Genomic DNA, 22,033 nt, shown 5'->3' with positions numbered 1-22,033 from the left:
CAAGACCGTTCTGGGTAAGGGTGAGAAGACCTTTACTCCGGAGTCTGCTAACGGTGAGGTTGTTGTTGAGATCATCGTTGATGAGTCTGTGAAGGAGCCGGTTGAGGCTGCGGTTGCTTTTGAGGAGCTGACCTCCGTTGAGGTCAACGACAAGGGCGAGGAGACTCCGGGTACTGATCCGGAGAACCCGAACCATATTGCTGAGCACAAGGACATCAACGATAAGAACCAGACGGTTCCGAAGTCGGGCGATGATGAGTCTGGCAAGCCGAAGATTTCGACGAATGCTGACTTCGCTAACGGTGCAACCGAGGTTGTTGCTGGTGCGCAGGTCAACGACCGTGTTACCTATGAGAACCTGGTTCCGGGTAAGGAATACACCCTGTTCGCTGAGCTGATTTCCAAGGAGGACGGCAAGACCGTTCTGGGTAAGGGTGAGAAGACCTTTACTCCGGAGTCTGCTAACGGTGAGGTTGTTGTTGAGATCATCGTTGATGAGTCTGTGAAGGAGCCGGTTGAGGCTGCGGTTGCTTTTGAGGAGTTGACTTCGGTTGAGGTCAACGACAAGGGCGAGGAGACTCCGGGTACTGATCCGGAGAACCCGAACCATATTGCTGAGCACAAGGACATCAACGATAAGAACCAGACGGTTACCTCTGACTCCGACAAGCCTTCCGATACCCCGGATAAGGGCGACGGCAAGGGCAATGATGGAGACAAGGGCAGCTCGAAGAAGGACCTGCCGTGGTGGCTGCTGCTCATCCCGGGTCTGGGCCTGATCAAGATCATCGCCGACGGTGGCCACAACGGTGGCAACGGCGGTCATGATGGTGGCAATGGTGGCCATGATGGTGGCAACAACCACGGTGAGTCCCACGACAACACCGGCCGCGATGACCGCGAGGTTACCGTCCTGGACGCAACCCCGCCGGAGGATGCTGCTAACCAGCCGCAGGACTTCGGTCAGCCGGTGCCGTCCAACACGCACCGCGTGGAGATCAAGCACGTACCTTCTGGTGCAACCCAGCTTGACCCAGGCATGCAGGACTTCATCAAGTAGTCCGCACTGCAACACCATCCCGGCCCTCACCGGCTGGGTGTGGTAGGGGCAGACAATGATTAAGACAATCCCCTCCAGGGTGAAAACGCTGGAGGGGATTCGTCATATGATCCTTAGACTATTGTTTACATCGAAACCCCATAGCGAAGACTTTTAGAAGCTAGAAGCCCATAACTAGAAGACAGTCACAAGGAGCAGAGATTATGGCTGGCGAAAGCCAACAGAACGATATTCCGGAATACCCCGCCGATTCCACGGGTGAGACTGCCGGGGAGGCTGCCGCGGCGAAGCACCATGCCGGTGAGGAGCAGTCAGCGGGCGAGTCGAAGAAGGGCAATAGGAAGCTCCTCATTGGTCTGGTGGCGCTCATCGCGGTCATCTTGGTCATCGTGCAGCTGGTGATCTATGCGGGCCGCAATGGCGATGATTCCGCGGAAGGCAATGCGGGAGAGTCGGCGGAGACGTCGCAAAGCGCTGAGGCACCGACGACGAACAATGATCCCTTCGTGGATGACTCCGGTGAGCAGGATAAGGAGATTGATGCGGCACCGGGTGAGTTCCGTGGCTTCGGTGCCATGTCCCTGGGTATCAACGATGAGTTCGCCGCCGTGGACCCGATTCAGGTCACGGATACCGGCATGCTGATTCCGCCGCGCGATGTGCAGCGCCTGGGTTGGTACTCCGCCTCCGCAGTACCGGGCGAGGCTGGCCCGGTTGGCTCCAGCGTTATCACCGGCCATATCAACTACCAGGGGCAGGGCACGGGCTTTGCAGAGAAGTTCACCACCCTGGAGCAGGGCCAGGAATTCACCGTCTTCATCGACGGCGAGGAGCGCCAGTTCCGCGTGACGGAGGCGCCGTACCGTCTGCCGAAGGGCTCAGGCTTCCCGGACGTGGTGAACGACACTCAGGGAGATAACCGCCTGGTCCTCATCACCTGCGGCGGCAAGTTCGTCGGCGGTGAGCTGGGCTACGAGGACAACATCATCACCGTGGCAGAGCCGGTAGCACCCGTGGAAGGCGGCGCTGAGGCACCGGTCGATGGTGCTGTTGACGCGCCCGCTGAGGGCGCTGTTGAGGCGCCGGCGGCTTAGGTTGGTTGGTGAATCGCCTAAGCGGGGTGATGGCTTAGGCGGAGGCCTCCTCCAGGCGCGCGATGTGCAGCGTCAGGTAGGAGACCTCATCGGGGGTTAGAGCGCTGTCGAGGCGCAGCTCAATGAGGTTAGCTACCATTTGGGCGGTCTCGACGGCATCGGGGTAGCGCGCGGAGATGGCGGTGGCTACTTGGCGGTCGTCCGAGTCCAGCTGCTGGTGCTCCGCCATGCGCACGAAGAGGTAGCGCAGGTGCGTGATGAAGCGGGCGACGGAGATGTCCTCGCTAATGAGCTCCGTATCGATGTGCGAGCCGATAACGGCCAGGATCTGCTGGATCAGACCCGTCATGCGGTAGGTGCCGGAGAGATCCCCCACTGCGAAGCCGGCGTTGACCAAGTGCAGTGTGATGGCCACGGCTTCGTCGGGAGCCAGGGGCTTATGGAGCCCGCCGTTGATGGCCGTGAGTAGCTGCTGCGCGAGGGCGAAGTCCTCGGCGTAGAGGTGGCGCACCTCGGCTTCGAGGGGATAAGACACGGCGTTGCCGCGGTTGACGGCACCGTGGATGTGGTCCGCAATCGCGACGACCAAAGTGAGTTTGCTGCGCAGTGCCTCAGACATGTCGACGGAGTGCATGGCATCGATGACCAGCTGGACGTACTCGCCGGGGATGCCGGCGATCATGGCGGCCAGGTGATCCGGGTCGCGGCCAGAATCCGGGACGAAGACCTTGACCACCTTGGCGGGGTCAACCTCAGCGCCGGGGTGAGCCTGGAAGCCGATTCCGCGGCCGGTGACGATGACGTCCTCCGCGCCGCGGCGTGCGAGCACGACGTTGTTATTGAACACTCGCAACAGTTGCACAAGGTACCTTTCTGGTTGGGGTTAACCGGTTAAGGCTAGCCGGTTGGAGCTAAAACGACTAAAGCCGGCCACGATGGTGGTTCCATCGAGCCAGCTTAGTCAGGGTTCGTTAGAGGCGTGCTAAAGGTTCCCTAGTGGGTCCTTTAGCGGGTCGTGGTGATGACCGTATCGCCAGCGGCGGCGTGGTTGAGGCCAGCCGGGGTGACGGCGGACAGCGCCTTGGTGTTGGTCACGGCAAGGACGATGGTGGTGTCGTAGCCGGCTTCGGTGACCTTGGCGAAGTCAACGGTGGCAAGCAGCTCGCCCTGCTTGACCGTGTCGCCCTTCTTGACGGCCGGGGCGAAACCTTCGCCCTTCATCTTCACGGTGTTGATGCCGATGTGGACGAGGACCTCCACGCCGTCCTCGGTCTTGATGCCGTAGGCGTGGCCGGACTTCATGGCACTCATGACGGTGCCGCTGACGGGGGCGTAGACCTCGTTGTTCTCGGGGACGATGCCCACGCCGTCGCCCAGGGTGCCGGCGGAGAAGACCGGGTCATCGATCTCAGCCATGGGGACAACCTTGCCGGCAGCCGGGGAGGCAATGTCGGTGGTGGTGCCAGCGGCAGGCTCAGCGGCCTTGGCCGGGGCGTCAGCCTTGGTGGCGGTGGCGGCACCGGCGCCAGCGCCGGCAGCGGCGGTTGCTGCGGGGGCGTCGGCAAGCGCGGCGTTGTCGGCGGCGTTGGCGTTGTCGAGCTCGGCCTTCTCGGCTGCCTCGCGGGCGGCCTTAGCCTCAGCGCGCTCCTCCGGGGTGCGGTAGTCGGTGAAGAGGATGAGGAAGAAAGCCACGAAGAAGGCCACTGCAATGGCGATGGCGTACTTGGCCATCGGGGTGAAGACCGGGATGGTCAGCAGGGAGGTGAAGACGAAGGCGTCGGTAGTAATGCCGTTCGTGCCCAGGGTCAGCAGGGCCACGGTCAGGCCACCAGCGAAGCAGCCCACCAGCATGCGTGGGTAAATCCTCTTGTAGCGCAGGTGGATACCGTAGAGGGAAGGCTCAGACACGCCGCCGAGCAGGCCAGCCAGGAGGGCAGAGCCGGAGGTCTGGCGCATCACGGTGTCGTGGTCACGAATGGACAGTGCCAGCACGCCAGCGGTGGCGCCGAAGCAAGCGAAGTTCCATGCGCCCATGGGACCCTGGATGAAGTCATAGCCCAAGGTCTGGATGTTGACCAGCATGAGGGCGTTGAGCGGCCAGTGCAGGCCCAGCGGGACGAGGAACGGGTAGAGCATCGGGATGGCCAGGGCGAAGACGAACGGGGCGTTGTCATTCATCCAGGACAGGCCAGCGCCTATGCCGTTACCGGCCCACACGCCGAACGGGCCAATGAGGAAGGCGGTCAGCGGGATGAGGAAGAGCAGGGTCAGGAAGGGAACGAAGACCATGTGCACCGCGGACGGGATGATCTTCTGGAAGCCCTTGTAGAAGAGTGCGGCGACGGCCGCCATGATGAGCGGGACGAAGACGTTTCCGCCGTAGTCCTGCAGCTGCATGGTCATGCCGAAGATTTCGATGGAGCACTGCTCAGCGCCGAGGGTGTCGTTGGTGACGCACTGGACGGCGGGGTTCTCCGAAAGATTCAGGAACTCCGGGGTGAAGAGCGCCGCCATGATGGTGGCTGGGACCCACGGGTCAATGCGCAGCTTCTTACCAGCGTTGTAGGCCACCATCACCGGCAGGAAGTAGAACACGGAGCGCCACATGGCGTCCACGAAGAACCAGGAGGCCGGCTTGTCCGGGGAACGGAAGTCCACGACGCCGAAAGCGTCCAGGACGGACGCGAAGGCGATGATGAGGGAAGCGCCCAGCAGCACGCCCAGAATCGGGCGGAAGGAATCCGAGAGGTACTCGAAGAAGGCATCCATCCACGGCAGCTTGCCCTTGGACTTGGCGCGGGCGGCGGCCTTGACATCGTCATTAGATTGGCCGCCGGACTGGTTGCGGTTCTTCATCTGCGGGAGGGCCTTGATCTCGTCATAGACCGTGGCCACGTCACCGCCGATGACAACCTGGTAGTTGCGGCCGCCCTGGGGCACGGCACCCATGACCTTGGGGATGGCCTCGAGTGTTTCCTTGTCTGCCTTGGAGGCATCAGCCAGCTCAAAGCGCAGGCGGGTGGCGCAGTGCGTGAGAGAGGTGATGTTCTCCGCCCCGCCGATGCCATCCAGGATGGCCTCGGCTGCCGAGCGAATATCAGTCGACATGAGAATCCTTTCGCGAGTTAAGGGCCTGTGAAAACCACAAAAGACCTAGGCCACAATGGTTCATAGCGAACCATCCCCACGCGGCTAAGAGTGGGGAGCCTAGGTCTTGCCCGAAGTAACAATCCTGGTTAGGAGCCTACTCCGGGGTGCTCACGGGAGACAAGTTTCTGTGGGATAGCACACTGTGGTCCCGGCTTAGGTGTCGGTGGCCTGGGAAGTTGATGAGGAAAAGCGTCAAGCGGGCGGCGAGCAGGGATGTGTTCCCGTACTGTGAAAGTGTCGTAGTGTCACTGTGTGTCCCAAATTGTGACCCCGGGTACACACCTTCTATGCAGAGAAAGGTTGGTCATGACCGCCAAGTCCTCACGCAATTCTGCCTTTATCAGCGTCATCGGGCGCGGCTTCGACGGCTTGGACGTTGCTGCTGTGGCTCAGGAACTAGGAGCCACCTTCGCCCAGGTCGATGACTTGGGAACCACGCTCAGCGAGGTTTTGGACAACGCCCCCGCGGGCAACCTGGTCCTTCAGGGAACAGGCGTTATGGACTTTGACGCCAAGGCCGCGGCCGCTCTGGGCCTGCCCTTCGTGCTGGTTTCCGATGCGCCTGACCGCGCCGCGGAGCTGGCGTTGGAGCACGCGCGCTCGGTAGGCGCCACTGTGGTGGGCGCGGTGGGCGACGTCTCCTCCGTTCCCAGTGCGATTTCTTCCCTGGAGGACATCGAACCCTATATGTGCGCCGAGCTCTTCCAGAAGCAGCTTCTGGATCAGGCCCGCGAAATCGGGGCGCACATCGTGCTGCCGGAGGGCGAGGATGACCGCATCCTGGAGGCTGCCGGTGAGCTCATTAAGGGCAAGGTGGCGAAGCTGACGATTCTGGGTGACGGGGACGTCGAAAAGCGCGCCCAGGAACTCGGGATCGACCTGAGTAGCGTGGAGATCATCAACCACCTGGAATCCCCGTTGGCGGAGGAATTCGCAGCGGACTTTGCGGAGCTGCGCAAGAAGAAGGGCGTGACGCTGGAGCAGGCGCGCGAGACCATGAAGGACGTGTCCTACTTCGCCACGATGATGGTGCACAAGGGCTTGGCCGATGGCATGGTCTCCGGCGCGGCGCACACCACGGCGCACACCATTAAGCCTTCCTTCCAGATCATCAAGACCAAGCCGGAGGCCTCCGTTGTCTCCTCCATCTTCCTGATGGTGATGCCGGGCCGCCTGTGGGCGTTCGGTGATTGCGCGGTGAACCCGAACCCGACCCCGGAGCAGCTCGGCGAGATCGCCATCGTCTCTGCGCAGACCGCAGCACAGTTTGGCCTAGACCCGCGCGTGGCGCTGCTGTCCTACTCGACGGGTACCTCGGGCGCTGGCCCGGACGTGGAGAAGGTGACGCAGGCCGTCGAGGTGGCTCGCGGCATCGATTCTTCCGTGGCGGTGGATGGTCCGCTGCAGTTCGACGCTGCCTGTGACCCCGGCGTGGCCGCCAAGAAGGCGCCGGAATCTGACGTTGCGGGTAAGGCTACGGTCTTCGTCTTCCCGGACCTGGAGGCCGGCAACATTGGTTATAAGACGGCGCAGCGCACCGGTGGCGCGTTGGCGGTGGGCCCGATTCTGCAGGGGCTGAACAAGCCGGTCAATGACCTCTCGCGTGGCGCGACCGTTCCGGACATCATCAACACGGTGGCTATCACCGCTATCCAGGCAGGGGTGAAGTAGATGGCGTACGTACTCGTTCTCAATTCGGGTTCCTCCTCGGTTAAGTTCCAGCTGGTGGACCCGGAAAGCTCGGCCACGGATACCCCGCTGGTCTCCGGCTTGGTGGAGCAGGTCGGCGAGCCGCAGGGTGCGGTAACCGTCAAGACGGGCGGTGAGGAATACAAGGAAGAGCTGGAGATTCCCACCCACTCCTTCGGCCTTGACCGTGCCTTCGGCATCATGCACGAGCACGGAGTGGGTCCGACGGATGTGGAGGTCATCGCCGTGGGGCACCGCGTTGTGCACGGCGGGCGCCTGTTCAGCGAGCCGCAGCTCATCGTGGATCAGATCGAGTCCATGATCGAGGACCTCATCCCGCTCGCGCCGCTGCACAACCCGGCCAACCTGGACGGCATCCGCGTGGCGCGCAAGCTGCTGCGGGACATCCCGCACGTGGCGGTCTTTGATACGGCCTTCTTCAACCACATGCCGCCGGCGGCCGCGCTCTATGCCATCAATAACGATGTGGCCTCGCAGTACGATATCCGCCGCTACGGCTTCCACGGAACCTCCCACGAGTTCGTCTCGCAGCAGGTGCCGAAGCTCTTGGACCGCGACCCGGGCCACGTCCACCAGATCACGCTGCACTTGGGCAACGGTGCTTCGGCGGCGGCGATTCGCAACGGCCGCCCGATCGATACCTCGATGGGCCTCACCCCACTGGCGGGTCTGGCCATGGGCACGCGCTCGGGTGATATTGACCCGGGTATCATCTTCCACCTCTCCCGTGAGGCAGGCATGTCGATCGATGAGATCGATAACCTTCTGAACAAGCGCTCCGGTGTGAAGGGCATTGCGGGTGTCAACGATTTCCGCGTGCTGCGCGAGCGCATCAACAACGAGGACCAGGATGCCTGGCTGGCCTATAACATCTACATCCACCAGCTGCGCCGCTTCATCGGTGCATACATGATTGCGCTGGGCCGCGTGGACGCGATTACGTTTACCGCCGGCGTGGGTGAGAACGATACCGAGGTCCGCCAGGATTCGCTGTACAACCTGGACATGTACGGCATTGACTTCGACAAGGAAGCCAACCTCGTGCGCTCGAAGGAGCCGCGCATGATTTCGACCGCGGAATCCCAGGTCAAGGTCTTCGTGGTGCCGACCAACGAGGAACTGGCCATCGCGCAGAAGTCCGCGGGCATCGCGGCCATGGCCCGGGAGGCGGGCCTGTACTAGTTCTACGTGCCGGCGAAAGCCGGCACCTAGAACATCGTGACCGGGCGGACCTTATTGGCCAAGTCCACCAGCGCGTAGCGGTGGCGGGCGAACGGTGCCTGGCGGGCTAGTGCCCGCAAGGTATCCGCCAGGCCATAGCGCAGGCCGCGCTGGGTAAAGGGGAACTCGAAGAGATCGTTGGGGGAGGCAGCGGCGTCGAGGTCTGCCTCGCGCAAGAAGGTCAGCCCGGCGGAGATGACCGCAATCTTGATCTGCAAGAAGCGCGGCTCGTTCTGCGGAATCTCCTCCAAGCGGCGGGCGGCGCGGCGGATGCGGGACTCGGAGAGATCGTGCACGATGAGCTGCAGGACCGTGGTCAAGCGGGCCATGCGGTGGTGGCGCGATGCATTGGGCACCCTATCCAAGGTGGCCACGGCGAGCTCAACCTGGTGCTCAGCGCGCAGCTGGCGGGCCAGGCCGAAGGCGGAGGAGACCGTCGTCGGGTTCGTGGCCCACACGATGCCGTAGAGGCGCAGCGAGTTGAAGCGCAGGTGGGCCGGATCGTCGGTGACATGGTCCCAGATGCCGGGCTGATCCTCGAAAGCATCGTTGGGCAGATCCGCCAGCGACGTAGTGAGGTTGGCGCAGGCGCGGGCGACGGAGGCGTCGATAAGCGCGGCTTCTGAAAAACCCAGCTGCTGCAGGATGAGCTCGTTGACCGCGCCGATGGCCAGCTTCGGGGCGGCCTCACCGGGCAGCACGTCGAGGACGTGGGCGAAATGGGCCTGAGCCTCGCGGTACTTATCCAGCAGCAGCTCGGTCACGCCCGAGTACCAGTGGAAGCGCCAGTCCTTGCCCAAGCGCTCCTCGATGGAGGTCAGCCACTCGCGTGCCTGGCCGATGTATCCCAGATCAATCATGGCGCGCACCACGCCGAGGGGAATCTCCGCGGACTCCTCGTACTCCGGAGCCTGCATGGCCTGTCGCAGGGTCTCCAAGGCTTCCTGTGGCTCGGTGTAGGAGGAACCCTGCAGCAGCGGGGCGCCGATATCGGAGCGGACGATGAGCGGGATGGGCAGCGCGGAGACCACCTCGGGGGCGGTGATGCGCACGGTGCGGTCGATGCCGTCGATGAGCTGGTCGGTGCGGAAGACCAAGTGCTTCGTGCCGAAGGTCGTACGCTGCGGGGAGAAGACGGAGTGTTGGGCTGGGTGCTGGATGCCATCGCGCAGCGCGATGACCTCACGCAGCACTCCGAAGAGCTGGTTGCGGAGCTCGGACACGGACGCGAAGCGCTGCTCCGGGTCAGGATCGGTAGCGCGCAACAGCAGGCGGTAGAAGGAGAGGTAGCGGCGCAGCAGCGGCTCCTCGGTAGGGGAGGGTAGGCCGGGCTTATAGACGCCATCCTCCACCGGCAGCTTCAACGTCAAGCAGGCCAGTGTGCGGCCGATGGAGTAAATATCGCTGGCCACCGAGGGGCCCTGGGTGGCGATCTCCGGGGCCTGGAAACCCTGTGTGCCATAGATGTGGCCGAAGGCGCCGATGCCGGAGACCGCGCCCAGATCGATGAGCTTGACCTGGTCCTCGGTGACGATGATGTTGGAGGGCTTCAAATCGTTGTAGACCACGCCGCGGGCGTGCAGGTAGTCCAAGGCGGGCAGGATTTCCAGGATGTAAGCAATCGCGGTATCGACCGGGAAGCGATCATTGACCTGGTCGTTGCGGCGCTGCTTGAGCGAGGGGCCGCCCACGTATTCCATGACGATGAAGCCGCCGGGCACGCGGGGGTCATCGATGAAGTTGAAAATCTTCACGATATTCGGGTGCGTGATGTCCGCGAGGAACTCGCGCTCCGCCTCCGCGGTGGCGGTTTCCTCCGCGGAATTGGTGGATTGCATGCCCTTGAGCACCACGATGCGCCCGGAGACGAAGTGGTCATTGGCCAGGTAGATCCACCCCAACCCGCCATGCGCGAGCACGCCGAGGATCTCATACTGGCCGGCCACCATGTCACCCGGCTTGAGCTGCGGCGGGGCGGCGCGGGGCGCATCCTGCGGATCGATGAGCGCCTCGCTGGGATCTACCGGGACCACGAAGGGCAAGGTAGCCATGCCATCGGCCACCTCGCGGTCGGTGCGCTTGGTGGCGCGGCGCTGGCGGAAGGTATCGAGCGCGCGGCGGCGGGAGGCCCGCGAGGGGTCCTCTGCTTTGCGACGATCACGCAGCTGCCCCAGCTCCTCGATGAGTGCCGCGATGTTATCCGAATCGACGTATTCGCCGTCCTCGGGTTTGCCCGTCGCGGTGCCGTGCGCGCCGGGGCGGTCCGCTGGGGAGAGGACGGCGCCGGTGGCGCCGAGGTCCTCCTCCTCGAGGTCATCCGCGAAGGGATCGAAGGGGACTGCCGCGGTGCGGTCGGAGGCTTCCGCGTTGTTGGCGCCGGGCGCTGTTCCCGGATCCCCTGGTTCCGCAGGCGAGGCGCCGAGGTGGTGGTCTTCCGAAAAACCATCGTCCTCATCGGCGAAGGGATCGAAGCGCACGGCCTGGGTGGCGTCGGCAGCTTCGGGCTCCACGGCTCCGGGATCTGCGGCTTCGGGCTGCGCAGTCTCGTGCTCTTCGGGCGTGAGGTGGTCGAGCTCATCCTCGCTGAAGCGGTGCGACATTAGTGCCCCTCCTTCTTCTCACCGGGCTGATTGCTGGTTGGGGAACTCGATTGCGATTCCGTCGCTGGCGGGGTCTCGTCGAGGTACTTCGGCGCCGGGAGCACGGGCTGATCCATGTAATCCCCGAGCCACTCGTTAAAGAGCTGTTGCCAGGTCCCGTCCTTGCGGATGCGCTCCAGCGTGGAGTTGACCTGGCGGATGAGCGGGCGCGAGTCATAAGAGCCATCGGGCTTGCGCACGGCCACGCCGTAGCTTTGGCTTTCGAGGGGATCGCCGACGATCTCCGTGTAGCGATCCTGGGCCAGCATGCCGGAGAGCAGGGCATCATCCACCACGATGCCATCCGTTTGCCCCAGCTGCAGCGCCATGAGGCAATCGCCCCAGGCGCGGGTCTCCAAGATATCGGAGGTGGGCGCGTGCTTGCGTATCGCATCCACCATGGTGGAACCCTTCGTCGCGCACAAGGTCAAACCGGCGGTATCCGCGATGGAGTGAATACCGGAGTTCTTCAGCACCAGCAAGCGGGCATCCGTTTGCATATAGGGAATGGAGAAGGCGACTTCGCGCTGGCGTGTGGGGCTGATCGTCATGGTGCGGATGACGATGTCCACCGTGCGGTCGTTGAGGGCACGCGCGCGCTCGGAAGCTTCCACGAAGCGGAAGTCCACCTTGTTGGGGTCGCCAAAGATATCGCGTGCAATTTCGCGGGCGATGTCGGCCTCGAAGCCGCGGACCTCGCCGGTGGCGGTATCGCGGTAGCTGAGCAGGTTATTGGAGCGGTCCACTCCCACGATGAGCCGGCCGCGCTCCAGGATCTCGGGCACGCGCTCCTTCGGCGTCTTTTCGTCCGGGCGGTAGGAGCCGTAGGCTTCGGCATCGCTTTGCTTGGACACCTCGCCGGTGCCGGCGGGTTCGATGATGGCGTCCTCCGGCAGCGGCGGGCCCGGCGTGGAATCGAGGTTCGCGGTAGACGGCAGGATGGGATCCGGCGCGCTAGGCGGCTCCGGCTCGCAAGCGCTGAGCGCCACGGCGCTGCTGAGCACGAGCAGGGACACGGTCCAGGCTGGGCGTTTCGTGGTAGGGCGGCGCATCACAGGTACTCCTGCAGACGGGGACGGATTCCCAACCACACGGCGATAATCGCGCCGAAGGTGGCCAGGAGCACGCCGGTGGACACCATCGTCATGGCGTTGAGACCTTGGACCAGGTAGGTGCGCATGGCGTCGCGGGCCTGGTCAATGAGCGCAGCCAAGGAATTATCCACCGCGTTGAAGGCGCTGGCGGCGGTCGGCTCACCGTCCGGATCGACGGCAGTTGCCTGATACAGCGCGGCATCGTAGTCACCCATGGAGAGATCCTCCATGAAGGTGTCGTGCGTGGTTGTCCAATCCTCCACTGCCTGCTTCGCGCGGGGAATCAGGGTGGGATCGGAGGAGGGGAAGTCGTCGTCGACAAGCGCCTGCTCATAGTCCCGCAGGGCCTGGTTGACGGAGTACACCGTGGAGTTAAAGTGCACGGACATGTCCTGCTGAGAAGAGCGCAGGACCAAGGCGAGGGTCTCCGAGGTGCGCATCTGCTGGGCCTCGATGCGTGAGGCGGTCAGCGAGTCCCAGGGGCGCGACACCGTCTCGAAACCCTGGTGGCCCGAGGCCCACGTGGCGAAGTTGGAGGCGGAGGCCCACACCAGCGCCAGGAACAACAGACCCGTGGCCACCACGAAACCGCGGTTGAAGCGGCGGCGGGTCAGCCGCCACAGCCACCACTGCGCCAGGCCGAGGAAGATGAGAGCGGCGACAAGCCCCGACAACGGCACCCACTGCGGGCGGGTCAGGCGCTGCTGCTGTTGGCTCACCTTTTCCGACGTCAAGGTGAACAGCTCCGCGGCGGCGGGGAGGATCTGGGTCCGCATGAGCGCCGAGGCATTGGACATATAGGAATTCGCCACAGCGTGGCCCGCGCGGTGATTAACGCGATCCTTTTCCACGAGGGCGGTATACACCGGCAGTTTGCGTTGGATAAAGGTGACGAGCTCGCGCACGCGTTCATCCTCCGCGGAGGTGCCCACGATGGCCTGCGTGGCGGCGACGGAGGCGGCATCGATGGCCTCGTTATAGCGGTTGCGGTTCACCTCCGGTTCGACGCCCGCCTGCACGAAGCCGGTGGTGGCCACGGTATCCGCCAACGACAAGTTGGTGTAGAGGTGGTGCGCCGCATTCGACATCGGCTCGGTGGAGGTCAGCAAGGCATCCAGGTCATCGTGCCTTGAAGCCGAGGATGAAGACATGGAAAAGCCGGCTGCCGCCAGCGCGACGGTGAGGATGACGGTGACCGTAAAAAGCTTGCCGGGCGTGGTGGCCGCGAAGCTATAGAGGCGCCGGATGACGCGCGCGGGGCCGGCGAAGGAGCTCATGGCCAGCTGCGTCGGGCGGCTAAACGCGGGTCTGGCGGGCTCGGTGACTTCATCGAGCCAGTGATCGCCCCATGATTCGGGGGAGTGCTCGCGCAGTTCGGTGGCCGGGCCGGTCATTCCCTTAGGATAGCGCCCTCGACCGCGTCGCGCGATGATTTGGGGCAGGGTGGCGCGGGCTGCTTCTGACGTATCGTGGAAGGCATGTGTACACGCGTAAACCCAGAACTCTCCGGTGATGGCTGGTCTAAGGGGCCGGGCGGGGTGCCGGTATGGGGCAAGTTTGGAGCTGCTGGCCTTTTCTTGGTGGCGGGGGATGAGGTGTTGCTCCAGCACCGCGCCACGTGGACGAATAATGGCGGGACCTGGGGAATCCCGGGCGGGGCGCGGGATAAGCCGGAGTCCCCGGAGCAGGCAGCGCTGAGGGAGACGGCGGAGGAAACCGGAATCTCGGCCTCGGACGTCGAGGTGCTGGATGCGCTGGCCACCTCCGGGCCTTTCGAGGAAGGCTGGACCTATACCACGGTGTTGGCGCGGACTGTCTCGGGCCAGCGGCTGGAGACGACCGCCAATGCGGAATCCGCCGAGCTGCGCTGGGTGCCGTTTAACCAGGTAGAAGAGCTAGAGCTCTTGGCTCCCTTCCGGGAAGCGCTGCCGCGTTTGCTGGAGCGCTGGGAGGAAATCAGCAGCTGATACAGGCGCGCGGCGGGAACCTGTGGCACGCTGTAGGGCATGATTGAAGTAGCCGGACTGACCAAACAGTACAAGTCTGTCCGCGCCGTCGATGACCTCACCTTCCAGGTGAAGCCGGGACAAGTGACCGGTTTCCTGGGACCAAACGGCGCTGGAAAATCAACGACGATGCGCATGATTCTGGGTTTGGACAAGCCCACCGTTGGCACCGCCTTGGTGCACGGCAAGCCCTACCGCGAGCTGAAGAACCCGCTGCGCGAGGTGGGCGCGCTTCTCGACGCCAAAGCCGTCCACGCCAACCGCACCGCCGCCAACCACCTGACGTGGATGGCGCAGGCTAATGGCATTCCTACTTCCCGCGTCGACGAGGTGCTGGGTCTTGTGGGCCTGGCCGATGTTGCTGGCAAGAAGGCCGGTGGCTTTTCCCTCGGTATGGGCCAGCGCCTCGGTTTAGCGGCCGCCCTGTTGGGGGATCCGGGCGTGCTGATCCTGGATGAGCCGGTCAACGGCCTAGACCCGGAAGGTATTCGCTGGGTGCGCTCGCTCGTGCGCGCGCTGGCCGCGGAGGGCCGCACGGTGCTCATCTCCTCCCACCTGCTGGCGGAGATGGCACAGACGGCGGACCACCTCGTGGTGATTGGCCGCGGCAGGCTCTTGGCTAATCAGCGCACCTATGACTTTGTCAAGGAAAACTCCAGTGCCTCGGTTATCGTGCGCTCGGAGCACCTGCGCGAGTTCGGCTCGGCGCTGAAGGAAGCCGGCATCACGTATAGCGAGTCGGTCGATGAGGAGCAGCGCCGCACCTTGGTTATTCCGAACCAAACCACGGATTACGTGGGTCAGCTGGCTTATTCCACGGGTGTGCCGCTGACGGAATTGACGCTCCACCGCGCCTCGCTGGAAGAGGCCTACGTGGCTATGACGGAACGCGCGGTGCAGTACCAGGCGGCGGCACCGAAGGAAGGGGTACAGCGCTAATGTTTTTCAACACTGTGCATGCGGAGTGGACGAAGCTGCGCACGACGAAGTCCTTCTGGTGGACCACGGCCCTCATCATTCTCATCGTGACCGGCTGGACGCTGCTGAACTCGCTCAACGCGGGGGAGGCGGTGCTGGGCATTAGCCCGCTGCAGGAGCGGGCCTTGGCCTCCATCCTCTTGCTCATGGGCATGCCGATCATAATGATCCAGGGCGCGATGGTGGTGACCACGGAATACCGCTATAAGACGCAATCCTTGACCTTCATGACCAACCCGAAGCGCTGGACAGTGGCCTGTGCCAAGCTGCTGCTCTACGGCGTCATCGCGGCCATTATTGCTTTCTTGAGCCTGGTGTACATCTTCGTGTTGGCGGATATGACGACGAATGAATCGGCGGCGGAGGCTTTCCAGCCCTTTGCCAGCGAGGACGGCAAATACATGCTGTGGTCCTTCCCGCTCGCGGCCTTCGGCGTGGTTGCTTTCGTGCAGGGCCTGGGCATGCTGTTGCGGCAGACCGCCGGCACGGTGGCGATTTCCCTCATTTTGTACTTGGGCTTGGAAAACATCGTGCGTGTGCTGCCGACGGTGGGCGATAAGGCCATTCACTTCATGCCCTTTACCGCCTTCCAAAACTGGGCGGTGAACTATGTCGATGAGAACGCGCCGTGGTCATCGGTAGGATTTGAGGCCCTCGTCTTCTTCGGTTGGGCCGCGGTGCTGTGGATTTTCGGCGTCATCGTGCTGGAGCAGCGCGACGCGTGATTCCTTTTCCACTCCTGGCTACCTTGGCGCTGTTGTCCGCAACAGCGCCTTTTGCCACTGATATGTACTTGCCGGTGATGCCGGAGATCCTCTCCGATCTGGGCACCACCCGGGCGATGGTCCAGCTGACCATTTCGGGCTTCTTCATCGGCATGGGCGTGGGACAGCTGGTGATGGGCCCGCTTTCCGACGCCATCGGGCGCAAACGCCTCCTCATCGCCGGTGCCTCCCTCGCTCTGGTGGCCTCCGTGCTGGCGGCGCTGGCTCCGACCGCCACCGTGCTCGTGGCCGCCCGCGTGCTGCAGGGCCTCGGCGGCGGCGCGTGCGTGGTGCTCGCCCGCGCGGTGGTACCTGACCTCGTGCACGGCGCGGCTGCCGCGAAGGCTTATTCGCTGCTCATGGCGCTGCAGGGCATCGCGCCGGCGGTGGCCCCGGTGCTCGGCGGTGTCCTGGCGGAGCCGCTGGGCTGGCGCGGCATCTTTTGGGTGCTTGCCGGGCTGCATGCGGTGCAGTTGGTGCTGGCGATTGCCATCGTCCCGGAAACCGCGGGTGGGCGCTCCCGCGCTGGGTTGTTCCGCACGGTGGCGGGAAACTACTGGGCGGTCCTGACCAATGCCCGGGTGTGGGGCTACCTGGTGACCATGGCCTTCGGCTTCTGTTCGATGTTTTGCTACATCTCAGCCTCGGCCTTCGTGGTGCAGAACCAGTGGGGCTTTTCGCCGTTGGGCTATTCGCTGGTTTTCGGCATCAACTCCGTGGGCCTCTTTATGGCCACGCTGGTGAATTCGCGAGCCATGGATTCGGTCTCCCCGGCGGTTATGCTGCGCATCGGCGTTTGCGGCGTTCTTGCGTGTGGGGTGCTCTTGCTGCTGTCGGTGCTGCTCGGCGCCTCGGTGTGGGTGTGCCTCCTCGTGCTCTTTGCGTGCGTGGCGCCGACCGGTTTCATCATGGGCAATGCGACCGCGCTGGCCACAGGCCTCATGCGCCCGCGCGCGGGCAGCGTGTCCGCCATCATGGGCTTTGGTCAGTCCTTGCTGGCCAGCGCCATCAGCCCGCTCATGGGTTGGGGCTCAAATGCGGCGCTGACCATGGCCATCGGGATGGTGTGCTGCAGCTTCATTTCGCTGTGCGGCCTTGTGGTGTCTACGCGGCTGGCCCACGGCGCCGCCTAGCGTACGCCATTGAGCATAAGGCATCTCCCAGATGGCGCCTTGTCATTCTCAGAGATGGTTCTAGTCATATGGTTCGTTTGCCCCCAAACGAACCATCTACCGCCTCGCAGAAGGTTTGTTTGCCCCCAGAGGAACCGTTTGACTGGAACCGTTTGACTGGAGACTTCTGGCTGGAACCATCTGCAGGTCCATGCTGCCCTACCGCAGCAAGGTGTGGGCCCGCATATGCTTGCTACTGCAGCGCCGAGGTCAGGCGCATGACGTTGTCCACGTAGCGGCGCAGCAGGCCGCGCTCGTTCCACTCCTCGAGGGTGAGCTCGTGGCAGACCTTCTTGTAATTCCTGGCCAGCTGGGTGAAATTCTCGATGAGGTCGCCCTTGGCCACCAGCATCGTTGATTCATAGTTGAGGCCGAAGGAACGCATGTCCATGTTGGAGGAACCAAACATGCACAGTGGATCGCGCTCCGGAAGATTCGGGTCCGCCAGGATGAACTTGGAGTGCAGCACGAAGGGCTCGGGGAATTGGAAGATCCGCACGCCAGCCTCCAGAAGTGCTTGGTAGTAGGAGGACTGCGCGTGGTTGACCATGAACTGGTCCGCCTTCGCTGAAACCAGGAGCTCCACCTCAACGTCGCGGTAGCACGCGGTGGTGACCGCTTCCAAGAGGGACTCGTCCGGAATGAAGTAGGGCGAGCAAAGGATGAGCTTCTCTTTAGCGTGGTGCACCACCGAGTTGAACATGCGCAGGTTAGGTTCCGTGGTGTAACCGGGCCCGGAGGGGACCAACTGGAGGTGGTTGGAGTCCGCCGTCATAGCGTCGTCATAGGGCTGCATGTCCAAAGACAGCTGCTCCTCCGATTCCAGGTACCAATCCACCGCGAACACCGAGGCCAAGGACGTCACCACAGGGCCGGTCATCTCGACCATGTAGTCGATCCATGCGCGGTCCTTCGTCTTGTATTCGCGCTTAATCATGTTCATCGAGCCCAAGAAACCCGTGTGGCCGTCAATGACCACGATCTTGCGGTGATTGCGCAGGTCCGGGCGGCGGAAGCGGCCCTTGTGCAGCTGCAGCGGAAGCATGAGCCGCCAGTCGACGTCAATCTCGGTGAGGCGTTTGCCCAGCGTGAAGTAGCCCTTGTACTTCAAACTGCCAATCTGATCTAGCAGCAGCTTGACCTCTACGCCGCGCTTTCGGGCACGGGCGAGGGACTGGAAGAAGACATCGGTGACCTCATCCCAGGACTGGATGTAGATCTCAATGAGCACGTATTTCTCAGCGCGGTCCACCGCCCGGGCCATGGCCAGGATGGCCTCCTCATAGGAGGCGTGCAAGCCCTTGTTATGCCCAATCAGAGCCGGGTGCCCGGTGAGGTTGCGGTTGAGCTGGATGAGGGATTCCACCTCCGGGGAGAGGCGGCCCGAGGGGTGGTTGGGGGTGGAGGCGGTGACGTCGTTAAGCAGTGCGTTGGCCTCTTGCTGGATGCGGTGGCGCCGGCGGTTGATATAGGGCGAGCCCATGAGCAGGAACAGGGGCAGACCCACGATAGGCAGCACAAGAATGGCCAGCAGCCAGGCCGTTGAGCTAGACGGACGGCGGCCCTCAGGAACCACGCCGATGGCGATGATTTTGATGCCGTAGTCAATAAGCAGCAGTACGAACTGCCAGACGGAGAGATCGATGTTGAGGTTCATGGCAGGCTAGCGCACCGACGCGAAATCGGGGACATCGAAATCCGCGATCAGTGGCACGTGGTCGGAGGTCTTGTCGCCGGCGCGCTCAACCATGTCCACCTGGGCACCTTGGACCAGGCGTGCAAGCGGCTCGCTGGCTAGCTGGAAATCGATGCGCATGCCCTCGTTCTTCTGGAAGCGCAAGGACTTGTAATCAAAGTAGGTCCAGCGGTCTTCCTCGGTGAAGCGGCGTGTGACCTCCTCAAGCCCGGCCTCCTCCAGCATCTGGAAGGCCGCGCGCTCCGGTTCGGTGACGTGCGTTTTGCCGCGGAAGAGGGACATATCCCAGACGTCCTCATCGCGCGGAGCAATGTTGAAGTCACCCGTGAGCAAGAGTTTCGACTGCGCGCGGGTTTCCACATAGCGTGCCAGCGCGTAGAGGAAGTCCAGCTTGTAGTCGAAGTGGCGGTCCGTGATCTCGCGTCCGTTGGGAACGTAGAGGGACCAGATCTCAATCCCGCGGATGCGGGCCGATACCGCCCGGGCCTCGCGCGCTTGCTCCTTGGCGGTGTCCTTGTGGAACCCCGGCTGACCGGGGAAGAAGGTCTGGACCTCCTCCGGTTCCTCCTTAGACAGGATGGCCACGCCATTCCACTGGTTAAGCCCGTGGCAGGTGACGTGGTAGCCGGCCTCCTCAAAAGGCTCGCGGGGGAACTTCGCATCCGCCACCTTGGTTTCTTGCAGACAGAGCACGTCGATGTCGTGCTTGGCCAAAAGATCCACCGCGCGCTGCGCGCGGGTGCGAACGGAGTTGATGTTCCAGGTAGCGATGCGCATGTGGTTTAGGGTACTTGAGGCAGGCGGCGGGCGTAACGGTGGCGGTGCTGCTCTAAGAAGCCGAGCTTCTCATAGAGGCGAATTCCCGCAGTGTTGTGCGCCACGACCTGCAGGTAGGCCTTCTCCGCGCCCTGTGCCTTGCCCCAGGCCAGCATGTGCGCGCCCAAGGCGGTGCCCAGGCCCTTGCGGCGCCAGCCTTCGGCCACCTCTACGGCGGAGTAACCCAGCCACACGGTGCCGTCCCCGGATTCGGTGAGCGTGCCGCGCGTAATCGCGATAGTTTCGCCCGCAGGGGAGAGGAGGCGTCCGAAGCCCATCGTGCCCTCGATGTGGCTGCGCAGGTACTCCAGCGCCAGCGGTGGCAGGGCTTGGCCGCGGAAGTGATAGAGGTTGAGCCACTCGGCATCGGGTTGCTCATCGATGACGAAGTGGACGTCGGAAAGCGCGGGCAGCTCATCCAGGTCTCGGACCATCACCAGGATTTCCGGTTCGAGCTCCCAGACTTCGGGCTGCGCCGCCACGAGCTTCTCAGCAGGCTTGCCGATGCGCTCCGGGATGGCCAAGCGCACCGGAAGATCGTGGCGTGCATAGAAGGCTTCAATCTCATCGAAAGGCACCGGCAGGAAACCCGCAGACGGGCCGAGCGGCACCGCCGAATTGGAGCGGCCCGTCACGCCATCGCCCGCGCGCATGAGCCACTGGCCATCGGAGGTCCACGTGTGCTCCTTTCCCGGGAAGGCAGCCGCGGTGGCCACCTCGACGGCGCGGATATCGGAATTGCGCACCGTGCGCGGGGAGAGGCGCTTAATAATCTTGAGCTGCTCCGGCGGAATCTCCACCGCGTCGAGCGAAGAGGGGTAGCCGCCGACTTCCTGCGGGCGGATGACCAGCGGATCTACGCTGAGCACGTGGCCAATCACATCGCTGTGCACGCCGCCGAAATCGCGCCGGGCCACCACACGCTCGCCCACCTGGACGGCATCGGAGCGGAAGATGCGGGACATTAGTCCTCGTGCCCGAAGGGGTCTTCGTCCTCGCCCGGAACCCAGGTGAGGCCGGCCTCGGTCCAGCCGTTGCGCTTAATGGCCTTCTTGGCTTGGCGCTTGTAGCGGCCGGTAAGCACGTCGGTGTAGACGAAGCCGTCGAGGTGGCCGGTTTCGTGCTGCAGCATGCGCGCGAAGAAGCCATAGCCCTCGATGGAGATGTCCTCGCCCTTTTCATTCTTGCCGGTCACGCGGGCCCAGTCAGCGCGGCCGGTGGGGAAGCCCTCGCCCGGAACGGAGAGGCAGCCTTCGTCTTCGGAGCCGTCGTCAGCCGGCATGGTTTCCGGAATCTCGGAGGTCTCCAGCACCGGGTTGATCACGCAGCCGCGCCGCATGCCGCCTTCGGGAAGCTCGGTGCCATCAGGCCCGTCGGTGTCGGGGCAGTGGTAGACAAAGAGGCGCTTGTTCACGCCGATCTGGTTTGCGGCCAGGCCAACTCCGTGCGCGGCATCCATGGTTTCGTGCATGTCCGCGATGAGCTCCTGCAGCTCGGGGGAGTCAATGGGCTCGGTGACCGGCTCGGTGGGGTTGTGGAGGACCGGGTCGCCGTGGATAACGATAGGACGAATAGTCATGGAATACAGTTTAAGCATGCATTCCCTGTCAGACCTAGACGCCGCGATTTTGGAGTTCGAGTCCCACGCCCCGCGCGATATCGGCGCCAAGGAGGAGGCCATCCGCACGCAGCTGGACATTACTCCGGTGCGCTATCACCAACGCCTCAACGTGCTGCTCGACAACCCCGCCGCGCACGCCTCCTACCCGCTGCTGGTCACCCGTTTGCGCCGGCTTCGCGACGCCCGCGAGGACGTCCGGCGCGCCGCACGCGACAATACACCGGACTGAGGCTCGTAGATACTAGAGTGACCAATGTGACTAATGTGAATCCGGAAAACTCTGCCTCGTCCGCTGACCGCGCGCGCCACGCCGCCGAGTCCGACTCGGCCGCCGCCCCGGCCTCCGCTAGCAAGCTCCCGCTGCGTGGTGTCGCCATGGTGCTCATCGCCGTGGCCGTCATGCTCGGCATGTGGGCTCTGTACGCCATGACCTCGGATAGCTCCGAGGACACCGCCCAGGACGCGCCCGCCAACGACGCCGCCGTGTCCGGACCCGCCACCGGTGGCGCCGAGGGCGACGCCCATACCGGCGGCGCTGCGGGCGAAGCCGACAAGAATAACGACGCCGACGAGAACGAGCGCCCGGCTGATACCGACGCCGACTCGGAGAACGCTGCTGAGGTCGGCGCTGAGCATGGTGAGAACGCCGAGGCCGGTGCACCCGCAGGCAATGCCGATCGCCCGCAGGCGGAAATACCCGTCAACGTTTACAACAACTCCGGCCGCGTCAACTACGCCGCCGATGAGGCCGAGCGCCTCAAGAGCAAAAAGTTTAGGGTCGCCGAGGTAGGAAACATCAGCGATGATGTCCTCGTCGCGCCGCAGACCACCATCTTCTTCCCACAGGGTGATGCCGCGGCCGAGAACCTGGCCAAGGAAGTCGCCGCCCAGTACTACGGCGGCAACGTTCCGGCGGAAGCCATCGCGCCGTACCCGGCCGAGCTGACCGGGGATTACACCAAGGGCGATGCCGTCGTCGTGGTCCTCGCCGTTCCCCAAGCCTAGGGAATAA

Annotated in this window: 19 protein-coding genes; 10 read left to right on the top strand and 9 right to left on the bottom strand. The window is 63.6% G+C overall.

Features of this window, described 5'->3' with window-relative positions:
- Nucleotides 1–1,060: VaFE repeat-containing surface-anchored protein (locus ACUY3D_RS09785; RefSeq protein ID WP_448241009.1), on the top strand; the 1,060-nt coding region annotated here is incomplete at its 5' end.
- A gap of 203 nt (nt 1,061–1,263) precedes the next feature.
- Nucleotides 1,264–2,154 (top strand): class F sortase, encoded by an 891-nt coding sequence (locus ACUY3D_RS09780; protein ID WP_448241008.1) that lies wholly within the window; start codon nt 1,264–1,266, stop codon nt 2,152–2,154.
- Nucleotides 2,155–2,188: 34 nt separating this feature from the next.
- On the opposite strand, the gene ACUY3D_RS09775 is transcribed toward ACUY3D_RS09780, so the two are convergent.
- Nucleotides 2,189–3,016 (bottom strand): PRD domain-containing protein, encoded by an 828-nt coding sequence (locus ACUY3D_RS09775; RefSeq protein WP_269948717.1) that lies wholly within the window; start codon nt 3,014–3,016, stop codon nt 2,189–2,191.
- A gap of 143 nt (nt 3,017–3,159) precedes the next feature.
- On the bottom strand, nt 3,160–5,262 hold the full coding sequence (locus ACUY3D_RS09770; protein ID WP_448241006.1) for a glucose PTS transporter subunit IIA: 2,103 nt from the start codon (nt 5,260–5,262) through the stop codon (nt 3,160–3,162).
- A gap of 348 nt (nt 5,263–5,610) precedes the next feature.
- Between ACUY3D_RS09770 and pta the strand changes: the two genes are divergently transcribed.
- Together pta and ACUY3D_RS09760 are read left to right on the top strand one after the other, a co-directional pair.
- Complete coding sequence (gene pta / locus ACUY3D_RS09765) at nt 5,611–6,975, top strand: phosphate acetyltransferase (RefSeq protein WP_284847695.1); 1,365 nt, start codon at nt 5,611–5,613, stop codon at nt 6,973–6,975.
- Entirely contained in the window at nt 6,976–8,196 is a 1,221-nt protein-coding gene (locus ACUY3D_RS09760; protein ID WP_448241005.1) for an acetate kinase, read from the top strand.
- A gap of 26 nt (nt 8,197–8,222) precedes the next feature.
- On the opposite strand, the gene ACUY3D_RS09755 is transcribed toward ACUY3D_RS09760, so the two are convergent.
- Genes ACUY3D_RS09755 through ACUY3D_RS09745 form a run of 3 tightly spaced genes read right to left on the bottom strand, consistent with a single transcriptional unit; the run spans nt 8,223 to nt 13,362 of the window.
- On the bottom strand, nt 8,223–10,835 hold the full coding sequence (locus tag ACUY3D_RS09755) for a tetratricopeptide repeat protein (protein WP_448241004.1): 2,613 nt from the start codon (nt 10,833–10,835) through the stop codon (nt 8,223–8,225).
- A complete protein-coding gene (locus ACUY3D_RS09750) occupies nt 10,835–11,926 on the bottom strand; it encodes a glutamate ABC transporter substrate-binding protein (RefSeq protein WP_448241003.1) in 1,092 nt (363 codons plus the stop codon). The genes ACUY3D_RS09755 and ACUY3D_RS09750 overlap by 1 nt, the downstream gene beginning before the upstream one ends.
- Nucleotides 11,926–13,362, bottom strand: a complete 1,437-nt coding sequence (locus ACUY3D_RS09745; protein WP_448241001.1) for a GlnX family signal transduction membrane protein — start codon at nt 13,360–13,362, stop codon at nt 11,926–11,928. The genes ACUY3D_RS09750 and ACUY3D_RS09745 overlap by 1 nt, the downstream gene beginning before the upstream one ends.
- A gap of 84 nt (nt 13,363–13,446) precedes the next feature.
- Between ACUY3D_RS09745 and ACUY3D_RS09740 the strand changes: the two genes are divergently transcribed.
- From ACUY3D_RS09740 to ACUY3D_RS09725, 4 genes are read left to right on the top strand one after another with little or no spacing between them, the layout of a single operon-like run.
- Entirely contained in the window at nt 13,447–13,935 is a 489-nt protein-coding gene (locus ACUY3D_RS09740) for an NUDIX domain-containing protein (protein ID WP_070564189.1), read from the top strand.
- A 39-nt stretch (nt 13,936–13,974) separates the two neighbouring features.
- A complete protein-coding gene (locus ACUY3D_RS09735) occupies nt 13,975–14,913 on the top strand; it encodes an ATP-binding cassette domain-containing protein (RefSeq protein ID WP_448240999.1) in 939 nt (312 codons plus the stop codon).
- The gene (locus tag ACUY3D_RS09730) at nt 14,913–15,677 is read left to right on the top strand and encodes an ABC-2 transporter permease family protein (protein ID WP_070522625.1); all 765 of its coding nucleotides are present in this window, start codon (nt 14,913–14,915) and stop codon (nt 15,675–15,677) included. Before ACUY3D_RS09735 ends, ACUY3D_RS09730 begins: the two co-directional genes overlap by 1 nt.
- Nucleotides 15,674–16,849 carry a multidrug effflux MFS transporter gene (locus ACUY3D_RS09725; protein WP_070532168.1) on the top strand — a complete coding sequence of 392 codons (1,176 nt, stop codon included), beginning with the start codon at nt 15,674–15,676 and terminating at the stop codon, nt 16,847–16,849. Before ACUY3D_RS09730 ends, ACUY3D_RS09725 begins: the two co-directional genes overlap by 4 nt.
- A gap of 232 nt (nt 16,850–17,081) precedes the next feature.
- Here ACUY3D_RS09725 and ACUY3D_RS09720 read toward each other — a convergent pair whose 3' ends face one another.
- Genes ACUY3D_RS09720 through ACUY3D_RS09705 form a run of 4 tightly spaced genes read right to left on the bottom strand, consistent with a single transcriptional unit; the run spans nt 17,082 to nt 20,979 of the window.
- Complete coding sequence (locus ACUY3D_RS09720; RefSeq protein WP_154762600.1) at nt 17,082–18,545, bottom strand: phospholipase D-like domain-containing protein; 1,464 nt, start codon at nt 18,543–18,545, stop codon at nt 17,082–17,084.
- Nucleotides 18,546–18,551: 6 nt separating this feature from the next.
- Nucleotides 18,552–19,361 carry an exodeoxyribonuclease III gene (locus ACUY3D_RS09715; protein WP_154762601.1) on the bottom strand — a complete coding sequence of 270 codons (810 nt, stop codon included), beginning with the start codon at nt 19,359–19,361 and terminating at the stop codon, nt 18,552–18,554.
- A gap of 5 nt (nt 19,362–19,366) precedes the next feature.
- Nucleotides 19,367–20,365, bottom strand: a complete 999-nt coding sequence (locus ACUY3D_RS09710; protein ID WP_154762602.1) for an N-acetylglutamate synthase, CG3035 family — start codon at nt 20,363–20,365, stop codon at nt 19,367–19,369.
- Nucleotides 20,365–20,979, bottom strand: coding sequence for a peptide deformylase (locus ACUY3D_RS09705; protein WP_070522995.1), 615 nt, complete (start codon nt 20,977–20,979; stop codon nt 20,365–20,367). The genes ACUY3D_RS09710 and ACUY3D_RS09705 overlap by 1 nt, the downstream gene beginning before the upstream one ends.
- 16 nt (nt 20,980–20,995) lie before the next feature.
- On the opposite strand from ACUY3D_RS09705, the gene ACUY3D_RS09700 reads away from it, so the two are divergent.
- Together ACUY3D_RS09700 and ACUY3D_RS09695 are read left to right on the top strand one after the other, a co-directional pair.
- On the top strand, nt 20,996–21,250 hold the full coding sequence (locus ACUY3D_RS09700; protein ID WP_154762609.1) for a DUF3263 domain-containing protein: 255 nt from the start codon (nt 20,996–20,998) through the stop codon (nt 21,248–21,250).
- Nucleotides 21,251–21,276: 26 nt separating this feature from the next.
- Entirely contained in the window at nt 21,277–22,026 is a 750-nt protein-coding gene (locus tag ACUY3D_RS09695; protein WP_348521092.1) for a LytR C-terminal domain-containing protein, read from the top strand.
- The last annotated feature ends 7 nt before the right edge of the window (nt 22,027–22,033 follow it).

The organism is Corynebacterium guaraldiae, assembly GCF_053480195.1.
Note: the sequence above shows the minus strand (reverse complement) of the source record. Positions and strands in the feature narration are given on the sequence as shown.